Origin of the sequence: Pontibacter korlensis (assembly GCF_000973725.1) — a bacterium.
GTDB lineage: Bacteria > Bacteroidota > Bacteroidia > Cytophagales > Hymenobacteraceae > Pontibacter > Pontibacter korlensis.
In genome coordinates, this window is sequence record NZ_CP009621.1 from 5319909 (window position 1) to 5333850 (window position 13942).

Here is a 13942-nt window from a genome sequence, read left to right on the forward strand (position 1 = left end):
TATGGGTCTTGATTTTGCACAACACAACCAGAAAGCAACCGAATTTATAAAAGAAGTCGCCCGGGAGCTGGAGACACCCGGGGACGTGGCCTACGCCGACCGTCTGGTAAAATCGGTACTGAGCGTACTGCGCGAGATGATCCAGCCGGAGGAGTCCCTTAACCTAGTCTCCAGCCTGCCTATGTACCTGCAGGGCCTGCTGCTGGACGGATGGAAGATGACCTGGGACACCAAACGGATAGAGACGCGGGAAGAGTTCTTCGACGAGCTCAGGGAAAAATACCCCCGTACGACCGGAAGGCCACTAGGCGACTATCAATCTGCCCGTAAAGATGTGAAGGCAGTGCTGCGCGTGCTGCAAAAGTATGTGCCGGAGGGTGAGGTGCTGCATGTGAAGACGCAGCTCTCGCCGCCGATAGCCGAGCTCTGGGACAAGGAGGAGTATGAGGAGAGGTAGAAGGCACTAATCTGCTCCGCCTCCCCGGTTGGCAACTACCACAGAAATCTGCCTCCCCAAAGTATGGGAGAGCATACTACCGCACTTTATTTTTATCATATAACCTAAAACCAAGCAAGCTATGAGAGATCGAAATGACAACTCCTCTTACGGAGACTATCGCTCAGGGGACCGCAACCGTGACTCAGACCGCAACGACAACTATGGTAACAACTACAGGGGCGGCTACGGCAAGCAGAGCTCCTACAGCGACAGAGATATGGGCAACAGAAGCTCGGGAGGCTACGGCGACCGCTCAAGCTATGGTGTGGGCTCCACCTCCGGTGGATACGGAAACTACGGCGGCGGCTTCGGCTCTAACCGTGACTCAGATCGCTATGGCAGCAACTACGGCAGCAACTATGGCGGCTCCAACTACGGCAGCGACTACAATACAGGAAGTATGGAACGCGGAGACAACGACTACGGTATGGGCCGCAGCAACTACACCGGAAACCAAAACAGGGGCTTTGAGCCTGGCTACGGCAACTACTCCTCCATGAACCGCGACCGCGATATGTACGGGGGCAGCAACTATGGCAGCCGCTACGGCAATGACTATGGCAGTTATAACCGCGACAACAATTTTGGCGGCAACTACGGAGGCTATAACCGCGATAACGACAGAGACAGAGATAACCACAACTACTGGGGAAGCGACCGAGACCGCGACCGTTGGTAAGCAATCTGCTCAGGGGTTTCAGTTATGACTAATGGAGAGGCTGTCCGAAAAGTCGGAGCAGCCTCTTTCTGTGTCTAATTTGCCCGTACCCCCCTACGGAGCAATTTTAAATATTCAATTCTCAGGAAGCAGAATTTACCTTTTCGGACAACCTCTTCATTGTACCCAGAATAAGAGCTGCGCTGACAGTCCCGGAGTAAGTTGGCTTCAATAGTGTGAACTATAGCCCTTCTTTAACCCGCCTCCCATCGCCCCGTATGCTATAAAACAAACCTTATTTTTAACCTATACATCATTGAATTATGGCAATAGTAGAAGTAATAGCCGGTTCAGATAAAAGTTTTGATGATGCAACACAAAGGGCGCTCGACGAGGCGGCCAAATCTGTGAAAAACATCAAGTCCATTTACATCAAGGAGATGAACGCCAATGTGGAAAATAACAGAATCGTGTCTTATGGAGTAAACGCCAAGATTTCGTTTGAGGTGGACAATGATTAACGTGGTGCAAGCAACTGGCACATCAGCAAGAGGCAGAGTAAACTGCCTCTTGCTGATTTTAATGGTAACTACTCCCCTTTCAAAGTATAATCTCCAGATTCTCATACTTCAGGCAGCCTGATTAAGCGCCGAAGCTTCGTGTACTTGTTCAAAGGCGTTTTGTCTCCTCCTCATGTCTGTGCAGAGGTTCTCCCAGCGCAGGCAATAAGCCACCTCCCCCGACTTAAACAACCTCCAACGTATAGCCGTAGTACGGGTTAGGCATGAGAGCATGCCTTTGTACAAAGCGCAAAAATTATGAACAACCCTATTGGCCATAAAGTATGGGCCATTGCCGAGGGCTACATTCCCTCCTACGGCACTGGACCTGAGCCTGAGTTTACCAGCCACGAGACTGCCTGCGTGCTCAACACCTCAGACCAGGATGCCCACCTTAGGATCTGGATTTACTATGCCGACCGTGATCCTGTAGGCCCCTATATGGAAACTGTGCCGGCCAGACGCACAAAGCACATTCGTTTCAATGACCTTCGGGACCCCGAGCCTTTACCAAGAGACACAGATTATGCAAGCGTCATAGAGTCTGATGTACCGGTGGTGGTGCAGCATACACGCCTAGACTCCCGTCAGGCAGAGAACGCGCTGTTCAGCACCATCGCCTATACGAACGGAGGCGCATAGCCTCCTTGGCTCTACTAGAGCGCTGTTTTACTTATGACGAAAAAAGAGAATTGGGTTAACTGGTCCGGAAGCATAAAGTTTAGCCCTGCCAGTATTGAGAAGCCCGAAACCGAGGAACAGATTGCCCTACTGGTGCAACGTGCACATCAAGCGGGCCGGAAAATACGCGTAGTAGGCGCAGGTCATTCTTCCTCCCCACTAGTTGCAACCAAGGACACGCTGGTGTCGCTTGAAAATTTTAAGGGAGTCCACCAGTATGACCTGAAAAGCAAGACAGCCACTCTCGGCGCAGGCATGACGGTTGATGAGGTGAATGAGGACCTGCTGGATATTGGCCTGGCGGTACTCAACACAGGCGATGTGGATGTACAGACAATGGCCGGTGCAATATCAACCGGTACACACGGCTCTGGGATAAAATTAAAAAACCTGTCAAGCATGCTGATCGGCGGGCGGCTGGTAACGGGCACTGGCCAGATAAAAGACTTTACAGCAGATAGCATGGATCTGCTGAATTCCCTAAGGGTATCCATGGGCACCTGCGGCATATTCACAAGCATAACGCTGCAGCTGGAAGAGGCCTACCAACTCTACCGCAGGGAGTGGTGCTGCCACACGGATATAGCGCTGAAACATGTAGATGAACTGATCCAGGGGAACCGCAATTTTGATTTCTACTGGTACCCACGAAGCGATGAGGTAAAGCTTCGTACCCTAAACAGGTGTGAACACACAATGGACGCTATACCCTATGCAAAGCAAGTGGAGGAAAAAGCTGGATGGGTGGGCGAGATACTCCCCAAGTCACGTCAACTGAAGTTCGATGAAATGGAATATGCCTTGCCTTATGAGGCCGGTCCGCTTTGCTTTCAGGAAATACGAAAGCGTATGAAAGAAAAGCACCGGGAAACAGTGGGCTGGCGGGTGCTGTACCGCACCGTAAAAGCAGACGAGGCATATCTTAGTCCGGCTTTTGGGCGCGATACAGTTACCATCTCGCTGCATCATAATGCCGGACTGCCTTTCTGGCGATTCTTTCAGGACATAGAACCAATCTTTCAGGCTTACGCTGGGCGGCCACACTGGGGAAAGAAGTATACCATGCGAGCCGCTGAGCTCCAGGCGCTTTACCCAAAGTGGGAGCAGTTCCATCAAGTGCGCCGGCAACTTGACCCGGAGGGCGTCTTTTTGAGCCCTTTTATGCAGGCTATTTTTGAGCAACATGAACATAGAAAGCAAAACAATGTATACGCTAGGTAAGAAAAGCTGGCTTGTTCTAGGAGGGCACATGCCCCGGCTCAGCACCGGCTTCGAGCCTGCTTTTACAAGCAGCGACCAATTAGCTATTCTCAATACCTCGCCTGAAGACGCTGAGCTAGCACTCACAATTTATTTTACGAAAGGAGAGCCAGTGGGGCCTTTTGAGTTCAGAGTGAAGGCACGACGTATCCGGAAGGTTCGTTTCAACGACCTGATAGACCCACAGGCGCTCCCATTGGCCCAGGATTATGCATGCCATATCCAGTCGAGCCAGCTGGTAGTGGTACAGTTCAGTCGGCTTAACTCCGGACAGCGGGAATTAGCTCTTTTGGGAACCATGGCGTTTCCGGCAGACCGGCAAGAGCGATGAACGAACTCTCCTCTACACTGACCATCCTCTCGGCAATGGTTACCCCGGTTGCCTTGATTCTGGCCAGTGGGCAGCTGATCCTGACAACCTCCCAACGGCTTAGCCGCGTGATCGAGCGCTGCCGCAAACTTTCAAAGGAGTTGGAGGACATATCAACGCAGCCAAATACTGATACAGAGAGGCAACACTTGCTTTTTGACCAGCTTGGGCGCGCCGTCCGACGCTCCAGACTGTTGCAGTCTGCCTTGGCGACATTGTATATCTCATTAAGCCTTTTTGTGGCCACAAGCATCAGCCTGGCGCTTGTCGCCGTCACGGGGTTTGCCTATGCGTGGGTGCCCATAGCGCTTGGGCTGGTCGGTGCCGGGCTGTTGTTCTTCTCTAGTATTGCGCTTATTCTGGAGTCAAGGGCCGCGCTGAATGCAGTAAGGCTGGAGATGCGGTTTGCCCTGCAGATAGGAGAGCGCTTGGCTTCTGACGGTATCACAAATAGGGGGCAACCCAAAAATGAGATATAGCCAGGTGTAAAGTGAGAAGCAAAATGTAGGAGCGCACCTATTTACTTAGATCGTGTTTAAATTTTAATTAACTGATCCTTCGCCTAATCTATTGAGGATGATCTGGCAATTATGCCACAGCACCCAGCTTTCAGCGCTTTGAGGTGTTTTTTCATGGTCCTTGTCTAGTCTTCTGAAGAAGTTGAACATGCCGAAAGCCCGCTCTGTCACCCACCTCCACTTGACGGGCACGAAGCCCTCTGAGCCTGGCGGTTTGGAGCTTGTCTCCAGTTCTACCCCCAGCAGGTTCTTGCTTACCCACTGGGTGAACACCCGCTCATAGGCCGCGTCGGCCAGTATCCTCTCCATGCGGTGCAGGTAGCCCCTGAGCGGCCCGACCACCCGCTGGGCCAGGGCACCGTCGGCCTTGTTGGCACTGTGCACCACCACGCCCCACACCAGCCCCAGCGTATCGGTGATCACGTGCCGCTTCCTTCCGTTGATCTTCTTGTTGCCGTCCACTCCCGTCTCCTCGGAGACAAAAGGGGCTACCTTAACCGACTGGCTGTCAATGCTCATCAGACTCGGAGAGGCTTCCTTGCCCTGCCTTTCGCGCTCCCTTATATTGAGCGAGAAGTTGAGGCTCTCCAGTGTGCCGTCCGCCTGCCACTTGCGGAAATAGTAGTAAACAAGCTCCCACTTGAGCAAGCCATCTGTCGGCAGGTTACGCCACTGGCAGCCGACCCGAAGCACGTAAAAGATAGCGTCAACTATAACCCGAAGGCTATGGACACGTTTCCTCTCTGTAGGCAGCGATTGCGACACCACCTCCCATTGCCAGTCAGTCTCTTGTATTGAGATTCCATAAGCTTAAAGTTTGGTCACTTCTTGCTTACGGGCTGGCTCGCTCTTCTTTTAAATTTAAACATGATCTAAGGCTAATAATCAACAGCCATTCAACTCTACAACTCTTGCGGTAATCAGACTGGAGTAGTAGGTTTACTTTACTGCCTTCAGTAGTCTTAAACTTTGGCCGAAGCAAAGAGCCCATCGACCTTCTGTTGGAAAAGGGTTTGTGTATAAAGTTAATGAAGGGAAGTACTGCAGATGCTCTTAGAAAATAATGGTGAATGTTGTACCCTCGTTCAGTGTACTATTCACTTTTATCTGGCCATTCGCATTATCCACCATTCTTTTTACAATATACAGTCCCAGGCCACTTCCTTCTACGTGGTCATGAAAGCGCTTGAACATAGTAAACACTTTGTCTTGCCTGTCAAGAGGAATTCCTATTCCGTTATCTGTAACAGCTAAATGTATCTTCCCATCTATCTTCTCCATCTTCACAAGCGCCACTGCAGCCCTTTCAGGTGAGCGGTATTTTATAGCATTGCTCAGAAGGTTGTAGATGATGCTTTTGAAACTCTTCTTAGGAAACCTCACCGAAAGCTTATCATCACAAATCACCTCTATTTTCGCGTTAGACGCTACGATCAGGTTACTCAGGTCTTGCTTCACATTCTCTACCACCTCAAAGATATCTACCTCCACGTGTGCACCATCAATACTCTCCTTATCAGCTTCAACAATGGCAGTAAGGTCTTTAATTGTTATGGCAAAGCGCTTGAGAGAAGACTTCATGTACTCCATGATCCGAGTAATCTCTTCTCTATCTAACTGTTCCTTAGCGACAGCATCGGAAAGAATACCCAGTAAGCTTTCGATATTGGCTACAGGAGATTTAAGATCGTGAGATGCTGTATAGACAAAGTTATCAAGGTCGAAATTGGCGTTAGCCAGGGCTCTGTTTTGTTACGCAGCTCTATGTTAGCATTGTGGCTGCGTTCCAGTAGGTCCAGGCTTTGCAGGCGAAACGACAACAGCTCGGCAAACATGGTAAAGGTGCCAATCACTTTTGTGTTGTCCAGCTGAGCAGGTTTAGAATCTATGGCACAAAGTGTTCCAAAGAATGTTCCGTCTTTTAGGATGATAGGAAAGGAAATATAACTCTGCAGCCCATAAATTTGAGGCGTGTGATGGTTTTGTACTGCGGGTGTTTATCAACGTGCTCAATAATGATGGGCTGGCGGTGGTCTCTTATCTCATTGCAAAGGGTTGTTTCAACTTTCAGCTCCCCACCTTTCTGCAGACCAAACTCTACTTCATCCCGAACACTACAGGCTATCCACCTATCCTCTGTTACCCGAGCGATTGCAGCAAATCCCATTCCTGTTAGTTGGCAGATAACCTCAAGCATTGTGGGGACAACAGGAATTTGCTTTATCGCTTCCATGTCTTTTAAAAGCTCGTCCTAGATATCTATCATAAGGGGGATTAGTAACTTACTGCTAATGCTTATAATCAAATACAGCTTAATTGAATGAAAGCTCCCAAAGATATAGCCATTTAAAGCCTCATTCAGAGCAAATTATACTTGAAGTTACTTCTCCTACTAATGCCATAAGTCCGCTATACACTCCCCTCCTTGTTTGAAGGAGGAGAGTGAAGACAATTACATACATTAATCTGCCGTGGCAGCAGTTAACCTGGCTTTTACTTTTACCCGCGACACCATTTTACGGTTAAATTCATAATACTCCGGCCCCATAGGTTGTATATTATCCAGTTCCTCCACGCCTACTATTTCATAGCTGCCTGCGCCGCCGCTCAAAAAGTTAAGCTTTACCCGGGCATTCTCCATAGCTTTTTGCATTAGCTCCTGCTTCCGCTCTGGCTCTACAAAGGTGCCTGACACGTTCACGTTAAAAGGAAACTTATGGTCCAGGGCACTCTGTATGATACGACCGTAGGTAGCACTGTCTGGTACCACAATGTTGTAGGACACACTGGTCTGGAACATGCTGGGCTTTATCTTCTCCTGCCCCATCTGCTCGGGCATGTAGTTTAGGTAAGTATTATCGCTGGTGAGCACCATACTTGGCACAACCTGTTGCAAGGAGTCGGCCCAGCGGGTAAAGCGGGCGCGCATGTTCATTGGTCCGTTGTACGATAAGTTGAGGCGGTACCCTGCATCCGGCATAGACTGCTCATACTCTCCGATTACCTGCAGGTAGTTTTCTTCTTCGGTAGAAGATCGGGTTTCGCAGGCACTAAGGGTACCCAGGCCAAGCAAGGCAACCAGCACCCACACGTTTAATTTTCTCATAGTTGTAGATAGTAGATTGGTATATAGTTTCTCGATAACGAAAATTATGCCGCAGCTATACATACAGCCCTTGTTCCATCAAATAAATTTTATGCTACTGATTATCAGCTGACACAACTAAATTCCGCAGATTTGCAGCAAAAAATTGCGTATGAAAACAGTACTGCTGCTGCTCATTTCCAACATCTTCATGACCTTCGCCTGGTATGGCCATCTGCGCTTTAAAGACGCTGCTCTCTGGAAGGTAGTGTTAGTAAGCTGGCTTATCGCCTTTTTTGAGTACTGCTTTCAGGTACCTGCCAACCGTATTGGCTACGGGCAGTTCACGGCCTTTCAGCTTAAAACTATTCAGGAGGTAATAACACTGGTCGTTTTTATTGGCTTCTCAACTTTATACCTGCGCGAGGAGCTTAAGTGGAACTATGTGGTGGGGTTTGTGCTGATCCTGGCGGCAGTTTTCTTCGTATTCAAAAAATGGTAAGGTCCTGGCACATTACCGTAACAGGGATAACCCTGCTCTTTTGTGTTCGTTTTTTATAATGTAAGTGTATGTTCCATTTAAATAACGAAAACAAACTATGGCAATGATTTTTGAGAATTATTTGAAAGACGGCAAAACGTGGCTGCACGAGTTATGTACGTACCTCGGGATAGACGACGAGCAGAAGGCCTCTCGTATTTTCAGGGCTGTGCTGCACGCCATCCGCGACCGCATCCAGCCGGGAGAAGCCATCCATCTAGGAGCACAGCTGCCTATTATTTGGAAGGGTATTTACTTTGATGGATTCTCGCTGCACGAGCCAGTGCGCATCCGCCACGAAGATGAATGGCTGGAATTTATCCGCAGCAAAGATTCCGGCGCTGACCAGGCAGACTTCCCTACACTGGATCATGCCTACTATGCTTTCCAGGATGTGATGAGCTTCCTACGCGACCACATCTCCGAAGGACAGTATCAGCAGATAGCGCAGGCCTTACATTCAGAGATAACAGTTCCGGCCTAAGTGCTGGTACACGATAAAGTATCAGAGGCCCGGCTACTGCCGGGCCTTTTCTGTATACAGCGTTTATACTTGCACTTGCCCGCCCGTAGCCATACCTTTGCGGCATGTGGCGCAGCTACTTTATCGGCCTCAGCTTTCTGGTTATCTACCTGATGACAACCTTCCGCTATCTGGCGCCAGTGGTGCATTACCAACTGGACTACGCCTACATTTCGGAGGTACTCTGTATAAACCGTGACAAACCACAGCTGCAGTGCCTCGGTAAATGCCAGCTACGCAAGAAGGTGATGCGGCTTAGCCAACACCAACAGCAGAAGGAGACGCTGCTGCAACACCTGATCTGTTCTTTTAACCCTGTGGAAAGTGTGCCAGACCTGCTTGCTCTATTACCACCCCTTCCCGAAAGCCTAAGCACAAGTTCACTGTCCGTACTTCACACGCCCGGTACATGCAGTGCTGCTCTGCCTGCTCCTTTTCACCCGCCCCGGCATACATAAAGGCAACTCCTATTGCAGTTGATTGCAAATTGGCTTGCATCCGTATCTGCACCAGAGTATAAACCTTTTTGCCAGCAAAATCATTTTAAACCAGGGGGAGCATTATACTGATTTATGCCCCTTTACAAATCATCATGAAGAAATACAGCATACTCTTTGCCCTGCCTTTGGCCATACTTATGGCATGCCAGGGCGGAGCTTCCGGCGAAGAAGAAAAAGCCGCCCTTGAAACAAAAGTACTGGCCATACACGATGAGGCTATGGCTAAGATGGATAACATCTATAAATTGCGCCGCAAACTACGCACCTTCCGCGATACACTGGAGGCACAACAAGCCGACAGCACCGCTATACTGCCACTGCAGCAGGAGATTGACGGGTTAAACAAAGCCGACGAAGCCATGATGCAGTGGATGCGCCAGTATAGTGCTCCTGACACTCTGCAACACGAGCAGGCCATGAGCTACCTGAACAAGGAGCTAGTAAAAATAGAACGAGTACAAACCATCATGGACAGCACCATTGAGGCTGCCCAGGCAACTGTAACAAAGTATGAGCAACAGAAATAAGATCATGACCCTTAGAAACAGTCTGGCTACCGCTGCCCTCGCCCTGGCAGCTACCGCTTTTTATGGCTGCGACCAAGGCAGTGCGGCCACAGAAAACACCCTGCCCATTTATGGGGAGCGAGAGCCTGTGGAGCGCACCGTAAATGGCGAAACTGTAGTCGACACCATTTACCACCAGATTCCGGATTTCGCTTTTGTAAACCAGGATAGCCAGCGCGTAAGCCAGGAGACAGTGGCCGGCAAAGTATACGTAACCGATTTCTTCTTTACCTCTTGCCCTACCATCTGCCCTAAAATGAAGAGCCAGATGCTGCGCGTATATGAGGCTTACAAAGATAACCCGAACGTGGTGCTCCTCTCCCACTCTATTGACCCGGCGCATGATACCGTAGCTGTTCTAAAAGACTATGCCGACAGGCTGGGAATAAAGACAGCTAAGTGGCACCTGCTTACCGGCGATAAAGAGAGCATTTACAATATTGCCGGCAACTACCTGGCCGCTGCCAAGGAAGATGAGAGCGCAGAGGGAGGCTTCTCGCACTCCGGCGATTTTTTCCTGATAGACCAGCAGCGCCGCATTCGTGGTCACTATAACGGTACCGACCCTGCGTCTGTAGACAAGCTGATACAGGACATCCCGTTGCTGCTGAACGATAAGAAGGATGAGAAAAAATAACCTTGTAGTGATAGCATTGGGGGCATTTGCCCTGACCACCCTTACCCAGTGCTTCACTAATAAGAAGGACGAGGGCAAGCGCCTCTACGAACAGCACTGCCAGAGCTGCCACATGGAAGACGGTAGCGGCCTGAAGGGCCTTATTCCGCCACTGGCTCAGGCAGACTACCTGCAGACGCACCGCGATGAGCTACCCTGCATCATTCGCCACGGTATGGAGGGGTCTATCGTGGTAAATGGCGTGGAGTATAACAAGGAAATGCCTGGCGTAGAAAGTATGCGGGATGACCAGATGACAAACCTGCTCAACTACATCCAAACCAACTTAGGCAACAACAACCAGCGTTATACTATGCCAGAGGTAGAAGAACTGCTCCAGGCTTGCCCCAAAAGGTAAGCGCAGTAACACAAATCAAAAAAGCCAAGCCGACTGCAATGCAGGTAGCTTGGCTTTTTTGTTTGGAAGGCAGTATAAGTAGGTTCTCTGCTCCTGTAAGCGCAACTACAGGTGCTTACCTGCCACCATCAGTGTGCTACACTCAAATCAGGTCCTCCAGCTTATACTCTCCTGTTTCATTAAACCAGTCTTTTACAAGCCGATAGGCAATGGAAAACTGGGGAGGCAGGCTTAAGGATCCCTCCTTCAACCCTGCTACAATTTCCTTCCGGGTAAACCAGCGGGCAGCCTCCAACTCCTTGTTATCTACCTGCACGTTGCGGTTGGCGGCCTCTGCACGAAAGCCCACCATAATGGATGCAGGGAAAGGCCAGGGCTGCGAGGAGTGATAAGTGACGCGCTGCAGTTTTACGCTCACTTCTTCCATAGCCTCACGCACTACAGCCTGTTCCAGCGTTTCGCCGGGCTCCAGAAATCCGGCTATAACCGCATACATACCTTGTGGCCACACTTGCTGGCGTCCCAACAGGCAGGCATCTCCCTCCGAGATAAGCACAATGATAGCGGTATCGGTGCGCGGGTAATGGTGCCTGTTGCAGCTTGAGTTTGTGCAGTGGCGCGAGTGGCCGGCTTCGTGGCTCTCGGTAAGGCTGCCGCAGTTAGAACAGTAAGTGTGGTGCAGGTTCCAGTGTACCAGGCCACGGGCATAAGCAAGAAGCGCCCCCTGCTCCTTTGGCAACTGCAGCGCCACCTGCCTCAGGTCTCCCAGCTTGTGGTTTTCTGGCAGCAATGCAGCTAACTCTTCCTGTTCTTTTTCAAATCCCAATGCAAAGTATGGCACTTCTCCTTCCGAGCCTAAATACACCCTTACTTTAGCTATCTGCGCCAGTTGCGTTGCCTCTGCACCGGGCAGTATGGCCGCTGCTTGTGCATCAGCGCTCAAAAGACTCAGGTTTCCGCTTACCACCAGTACCTGCGCCCGTTCATCCTCCCAAAGCTGCTCAATTCTGGCTTCATCAGCCCGGATTTCTGAGTAACGGTTAAGGGGATTATGTGAAAAATAATTCATCCTGTTTCTAGTTTTAAAACTCTTGTCTTCCCCAGTAAAGCCAGACGCCTGTCAGGGAAAAACAGCATATAACAGTTACTGCAGCCAATTGTTCTGCTACTGCAGTAGGACAAGCTTACCTGTTCTGCAAAACAAATGTCTTCTTATACAGAAGATTATCAACAATTCAGCGTTAAATCATTAGATTACATCGGCTGCTTGCAACCCTCCGGGCAGTTGTTGGGTCTTCATGATACCCACACCCACCCTGGTATGGTTAGGCATTTAGCCGGCAAATACAACCTAGTTTTACTTAAATCACCATGCAAAACCTATTTAGAAAATCGTTCCTAAACAAAGCCGCCCTTATGCTGCTTAGCGTAGCATCTACTATGTCCCTTACAGGATGTATGGACGATGACCTTGAAACGCCGGAGCCAACGCCTACTGCGTATGTGTCTTTTTACCATGGCTCACCTGATGCCCCTGATATGGACATCCAGCGTAACAGCCAGTCTATTCTTAACCAACCTATCAAGTACTCTAACTTTTCTGGGTACGCCCCTCTTATTCCGGAGAGCACCAACTTTAAGTTTACGCCTGTAAATGCTGCCACAGCTTACCTCGACACTACCTTAAGCTTAAAGGATGGTGAGGCATATTCTCTGTTTGCTGTAAACAGATTGGAGGACATTGAGTTATTAGTGGTTCAGGATAGCATAGTAACACCGGCTACCGGCAAGGTTGCGCTGCGCATTGTTCATTTATCTCCGGATGCTCCGGCTGTGAACGTTAGCACAACAGGATCGGCGAGCACGGAACTTGCCGCTGGCCTTGGATTTAAGAACATAACCCTCTTCAAAGAGCTTGATGCCGGCAGACACACCATCGAAATAAAAGACGCTGACACAGACGCGGTGCTGCTAACAGTTTCACAGACAAACTTTGAACTGGGCAGAGCCTATACTCTTATTGTCAGGGGTTTTGCCACTCCTCCTAGCGGCAACACCAACACCCTGGCTGCTCAGGTAATCAGAAATTATTAAGTATACGTTTCCCATCACCCTTTCGCCGGCAAAGTTTAGCCGAGCGGAGAGTTCAAACAAAAAGGGAGGTGCCTGTTCAGGCACCTCCCTTTTTGTTTTTTATACTTTAGCAGTAAGTTCATACTGCCTTATTGGCAGTTTACCGGCTGCATTTCCTCAACTAGAGCTAGATCAAAAAGTCAACACGTATCTGCACTCTCTCCTCGTCTACAGGTGTGAGTCGCGTTACTTTTACAATATCGCTCTCGTTATAGTGTTTGGCTATGCCTTTGATAATGCCTACCGCCATGCCTGCCATTCTGCGCTTCGAGTGGTAATCCACAATCAGCTGCTTGCTCCCTTTCTTGGTTACAAGCAGCAATGGCGGGTTAGCTCTTCCATCTGTCTGCCTCACAGCCTTGTGCATCGAGGCCTCTGTATGCAGCAGCATATCGTACGTGCGCCACTCAGGCCGGACATACTTCTTATAAACCAGGAGCAGATCAGGTACCAGAAATTCTCCATACTGCTCCAAAAGTTCGTTGGCTGGCGTACCGCTATGTGCAGCAGCAGCACCCACAATGGCAACTATCTCCCGGGTAGGGTACATTTCGCCTATCTGGTAAGAGGCATTTGCCAAGCCTGCCGACTCCAACAGGTTAGCCCAGGTACTGTAATTGTATTTACTCTCTACAAAACGTTTCAACAAAACGAATATAGAGCCATGCATTCTATCTTCTTTGATTGTTTCTCTCTCCATCCGATTGTTAACACAATTATACTTTACTTAGTTTATTACAGGTCTAAAGTGACAAAGTCTGGCTTGCACGCTATAGCAGTGACTTTGCTGGTAAGGTTTAGTGGCTGCAAAGTAATGGCTGCTTGGATCACCAGGCTGCACCTCTACACAAGATTACTGCACTTGTGCCCCTAAATATATGATTATCCATCCAGAAGCTAAAGATACTTTAGTTTCGCACATTCTCCCCCTTTATCCCAATATTCATCTTGTGGCTTGATGTAAGGAAGACATACTTTGCATCCTTATCCAGCTTTGCTTTAAAAGGTATAAAC

At 49.4% G+C, this 13942-nt stretch carries 20 protein-coding genes; 14 read left to right on the forward strand and 6 right to left on the reverse strand.

What is annotated here, in order from left to right:
• Position 1 precedes the first annotated feature (1 nt).
• From PKOR_RS22735 to PKOR_RS22765, 7 genes are all read left to right on the forward strand, one after another.
• Positions 2-457 (forward strand): DUF2267 domain-containing protein, encoded by a 456-nt coding sequence (locus PKOR_RS22735; protein WP_046313700.1) that lies wholly within the window; start codon positions 2-4, stop codon positions 455-457.
• 121 nt (positions 458-578) lie between these two features.
• The gene (locus PKOR_RS22740; protein WP_046313702.1) at positions 579-1178 is read left to right on the forward strand and encodes a hypothetical protein; all 600 of its coding nucleotides are present in this window, start codon (positions 579-581) and stop codon (positions 1176-1178) included.
• A gap of 302 nt (positions 1179-1480) precedes the next feature.
• The gene (locus PKOR_RS22745; RefSeq protein ID WP_046313703.1) at positions 1481-1678 is read left to right on the forward strand and encodes a dodecin family protein; all 198 of its coding nucleotides are present in this window, start codon (positions 1481-1483) and stop codon (positions 1676-1678) included.
• Positions 1679-1975: 297 nt separating this feature from the next.
• Positions 1976-2359, forward strand: coding sequence for a sensory rhodopsin transducer (locus PKOR_RS22750; protein WP_046313705.1), 384 nt, complete (start codon positions 1976-1978; stop codon positions 2357-2359).
• A gap of 33 nt (positions 2360-2392) precedes the next feature.
• Positions 2393-3619, forward strand: coding sequence for a D-arabinono-1,4-lactone oxidase (locus PKOR_RS22755; RefSeq protein WP_046313707.1), 1227 nt, complete (start codon positions 2393-2395; stop codon positions 3617-3619).
• Entirely contained in the window at positions 3582-3989 is a 408-nt protein-coding gene (locus tag PKOR_RS22760) for a sensory rhodopsin transducer (RefSeq protein WP_084694891.1), read from the forward strand. Before PKOR_RS22755 ends, PKOR_RS22760 begins: the two co-directional genes overlap by 38 nt.
• Positions 3986-4507 carry a DUF2721 domain-containing protein gene (locus tag PKOR_RS22765; protein WP_052739050.1) on the forward strand — a complete coding sequence of 174 codons (522 nt, stop codon included), beginning with the start codon at positions 3986-3988 and terminating at the stop codon, positions 4505-4507. The genes PKOR_RS22760 and PKOR_RS22765 overlap by 4 nt, the downstream gene beginning before the upstream one ends.
• A gap of 63 nt (positions 4508-4570) precedes the next feature.
• Here the strand turns inward: PKOR_RS22765 and PKOR_RS22770 are convergent, their stop codons facing one another.
• The 4 genes from PKOR_RS22770 to PKOR_RS22780 form a co-directional block, all read right to left on the reverse strand.
• The gene (locus tag PKOR_RS22770) at positions 4571-5347 is read right to left on the reverse strand and encodes an IS5 family transposase (RefSeq protein ID WP_046313710.1); all 777 of its coding nucleotides are present in this window, start codon (positions 5345-5347) and stop codon (positions 4571-4573) included.
• A gap of 252 nt (positions 5348-5599) precedes the next feature.
• Positions 5600-6136 (reverse strand): sensor histidine kinase, encoded by a 537-nt coding sequence (locus PKOR_RS25775; protein ID WP_052739052.1) that lies wholly within the window; start codon positions 6134-6136, stop codon positions 5600-5602.
• 331 nt (positions 6137-6467) lie between these two features.
• On the reverse strand, positions 6468-6779 hold the full coding sequence (locus PKOR_RS25780; RefSeq protein WP_052739054.1) for a GAF domain-containing protein: 312 nt from the start codon (positions 6777-6779) through the stop codon (positions 6468-6470).
• 228 nt (positions 6780-7007) lie between these two features.
• Entirely contained in the window at positions 7008-7652 is a 645-nt protein-coding gene (locus PKOR_RS22780) for a hypothetical protein (protein WP_046313712.1), read from the reverse strand.
• A 151-nt stretch (positions 7653-7803) separates the two neighbouring features.
• Between PKOR_RS22780 and PKOR_RS22785 the strand changes: the two genes are divergently transcribed.
• The 6 genes from PKOR_RS22785 to PKOR_RS22810 all read left to right on the forward strand — a co-directional run bounded on the left by PKOR_RS22785 (position 7804) and on the right by PKOR_RS22810 (position 10795).
• Complete coding sequence (locus PKOR_RS22785; protein ID WP_046313713.1) at positions 7804-8133, forward strand: DMT family protein; 330 nt, start codon at positions 7804-7806, stop codon at positions 8131-8133.
• A gap of 97 nt (positions 8134-8230) precedes the next feature.
• On the forward strand, positions 8231-8656 hold the full coding sequence (locus PKOR_RS22790) for a DUF2267 domain-containing protein (protein ID WP_235337006.1): 426 nt from the start codon (positions 8231-8233) through the stop codon (positions 8654-8656).
• 104 nt (positions 8657-8760) lie between these two features.
• Complete coding sequence (locus PKOR_RS23885) at positions 8761-9153, forward strand: hypothetical protein (protein WP_052739055.1); 393 nt, start codon at positions 8761-8763, stop codon at positions 9151-9153.
• Between the two features lie 134 nt (positions 9154-9287).
• Positions 9288-9722, forward strand: a complete 435-nt coding sequence (locus PKOR_RS22800; protein ID WP_046313715.1) for a hypothetical protein — start codon at positions 9288-9290, stop codon at positions 9720-9722.
• Positions 9706-10398: an SCO family protein gene (locus PKOR_RS22805; protein ID WP_046313716.1), complete on the forward strand. Its 693-nt coding sequence runs from the start codon at positions 9706-9708 to the stop codon at positions 10396-10398. The genes PKOR_RS22800 and PKOR_RS22805 overlap by 17 nt, the downstream gene beginning before the upstream one ends.
• The gene (locus PKOR_RS22810; protein ID WP_046313717.1) at positions 10385-10795 is read left to right on the forward strand and encodes a c-type cytochrome; all 411 of its coding nucleotides are present in this window, start codon (positions 10385-10387) and stop codon (positions 10793-10795) included. Before PKOR_RS22805 ends, PKOR_RS22810 begins: the two co-directional genes overlap by 14 nt.
• A gap of 142 nt (positions 10796-10937) precedes the next feature.
• Here PKOR_RS22810 and nudC read toward each other — a convergent pair whose 3' ends face one another.
• The gene (gene nudC, locus PKOR_RS22815; protein WP_046313719.1) at positions 10938-11864 is read right to left on the reverse strand and encodes an NAD(+) diphosphatase; all 927 of its coding nucleotides are present in this window, start codon (positions 11862-11864) and stop codon (positions 10938-10940) included.
• Between the two features lie 302 nt (positions 11865-12166).
• Here nudC and PKOR_RS22820 point away from each other — a divergent pair, with 302 nt between their 5' ends.
• The gene (locus PKOR_RS22820; RefSeq protein WP_046313720.1) at positions 12167-12889 is read left to right on the forward strand and encodes a DUF4397 domain-containing protein; all 723 of its coding nucleotides are present in this window, start codon (positions 12167-12169) and stop codon (positions 12887-12889) included.
• Positions 12890-13055: 166 nt separating this feature from the next.
• Here the strand turns inward: PKOR_RS22820 and PKOR_RS22825 are convergent, their stop codons facing one another.
• The gene (locus PKOR_RS22825) at positions 13056-13628 is read right to left on the reverse strand and encodes a heme NO-binding domain-containing protein (protein ID WP_046313722.1); all 573 of its coding nucleotides are present in this window, start codon (positions 13626-13628) and stop codon (positions 13056-13058) included.
• Positions 13629-13942: the final 314 nt, after the last annotated feature.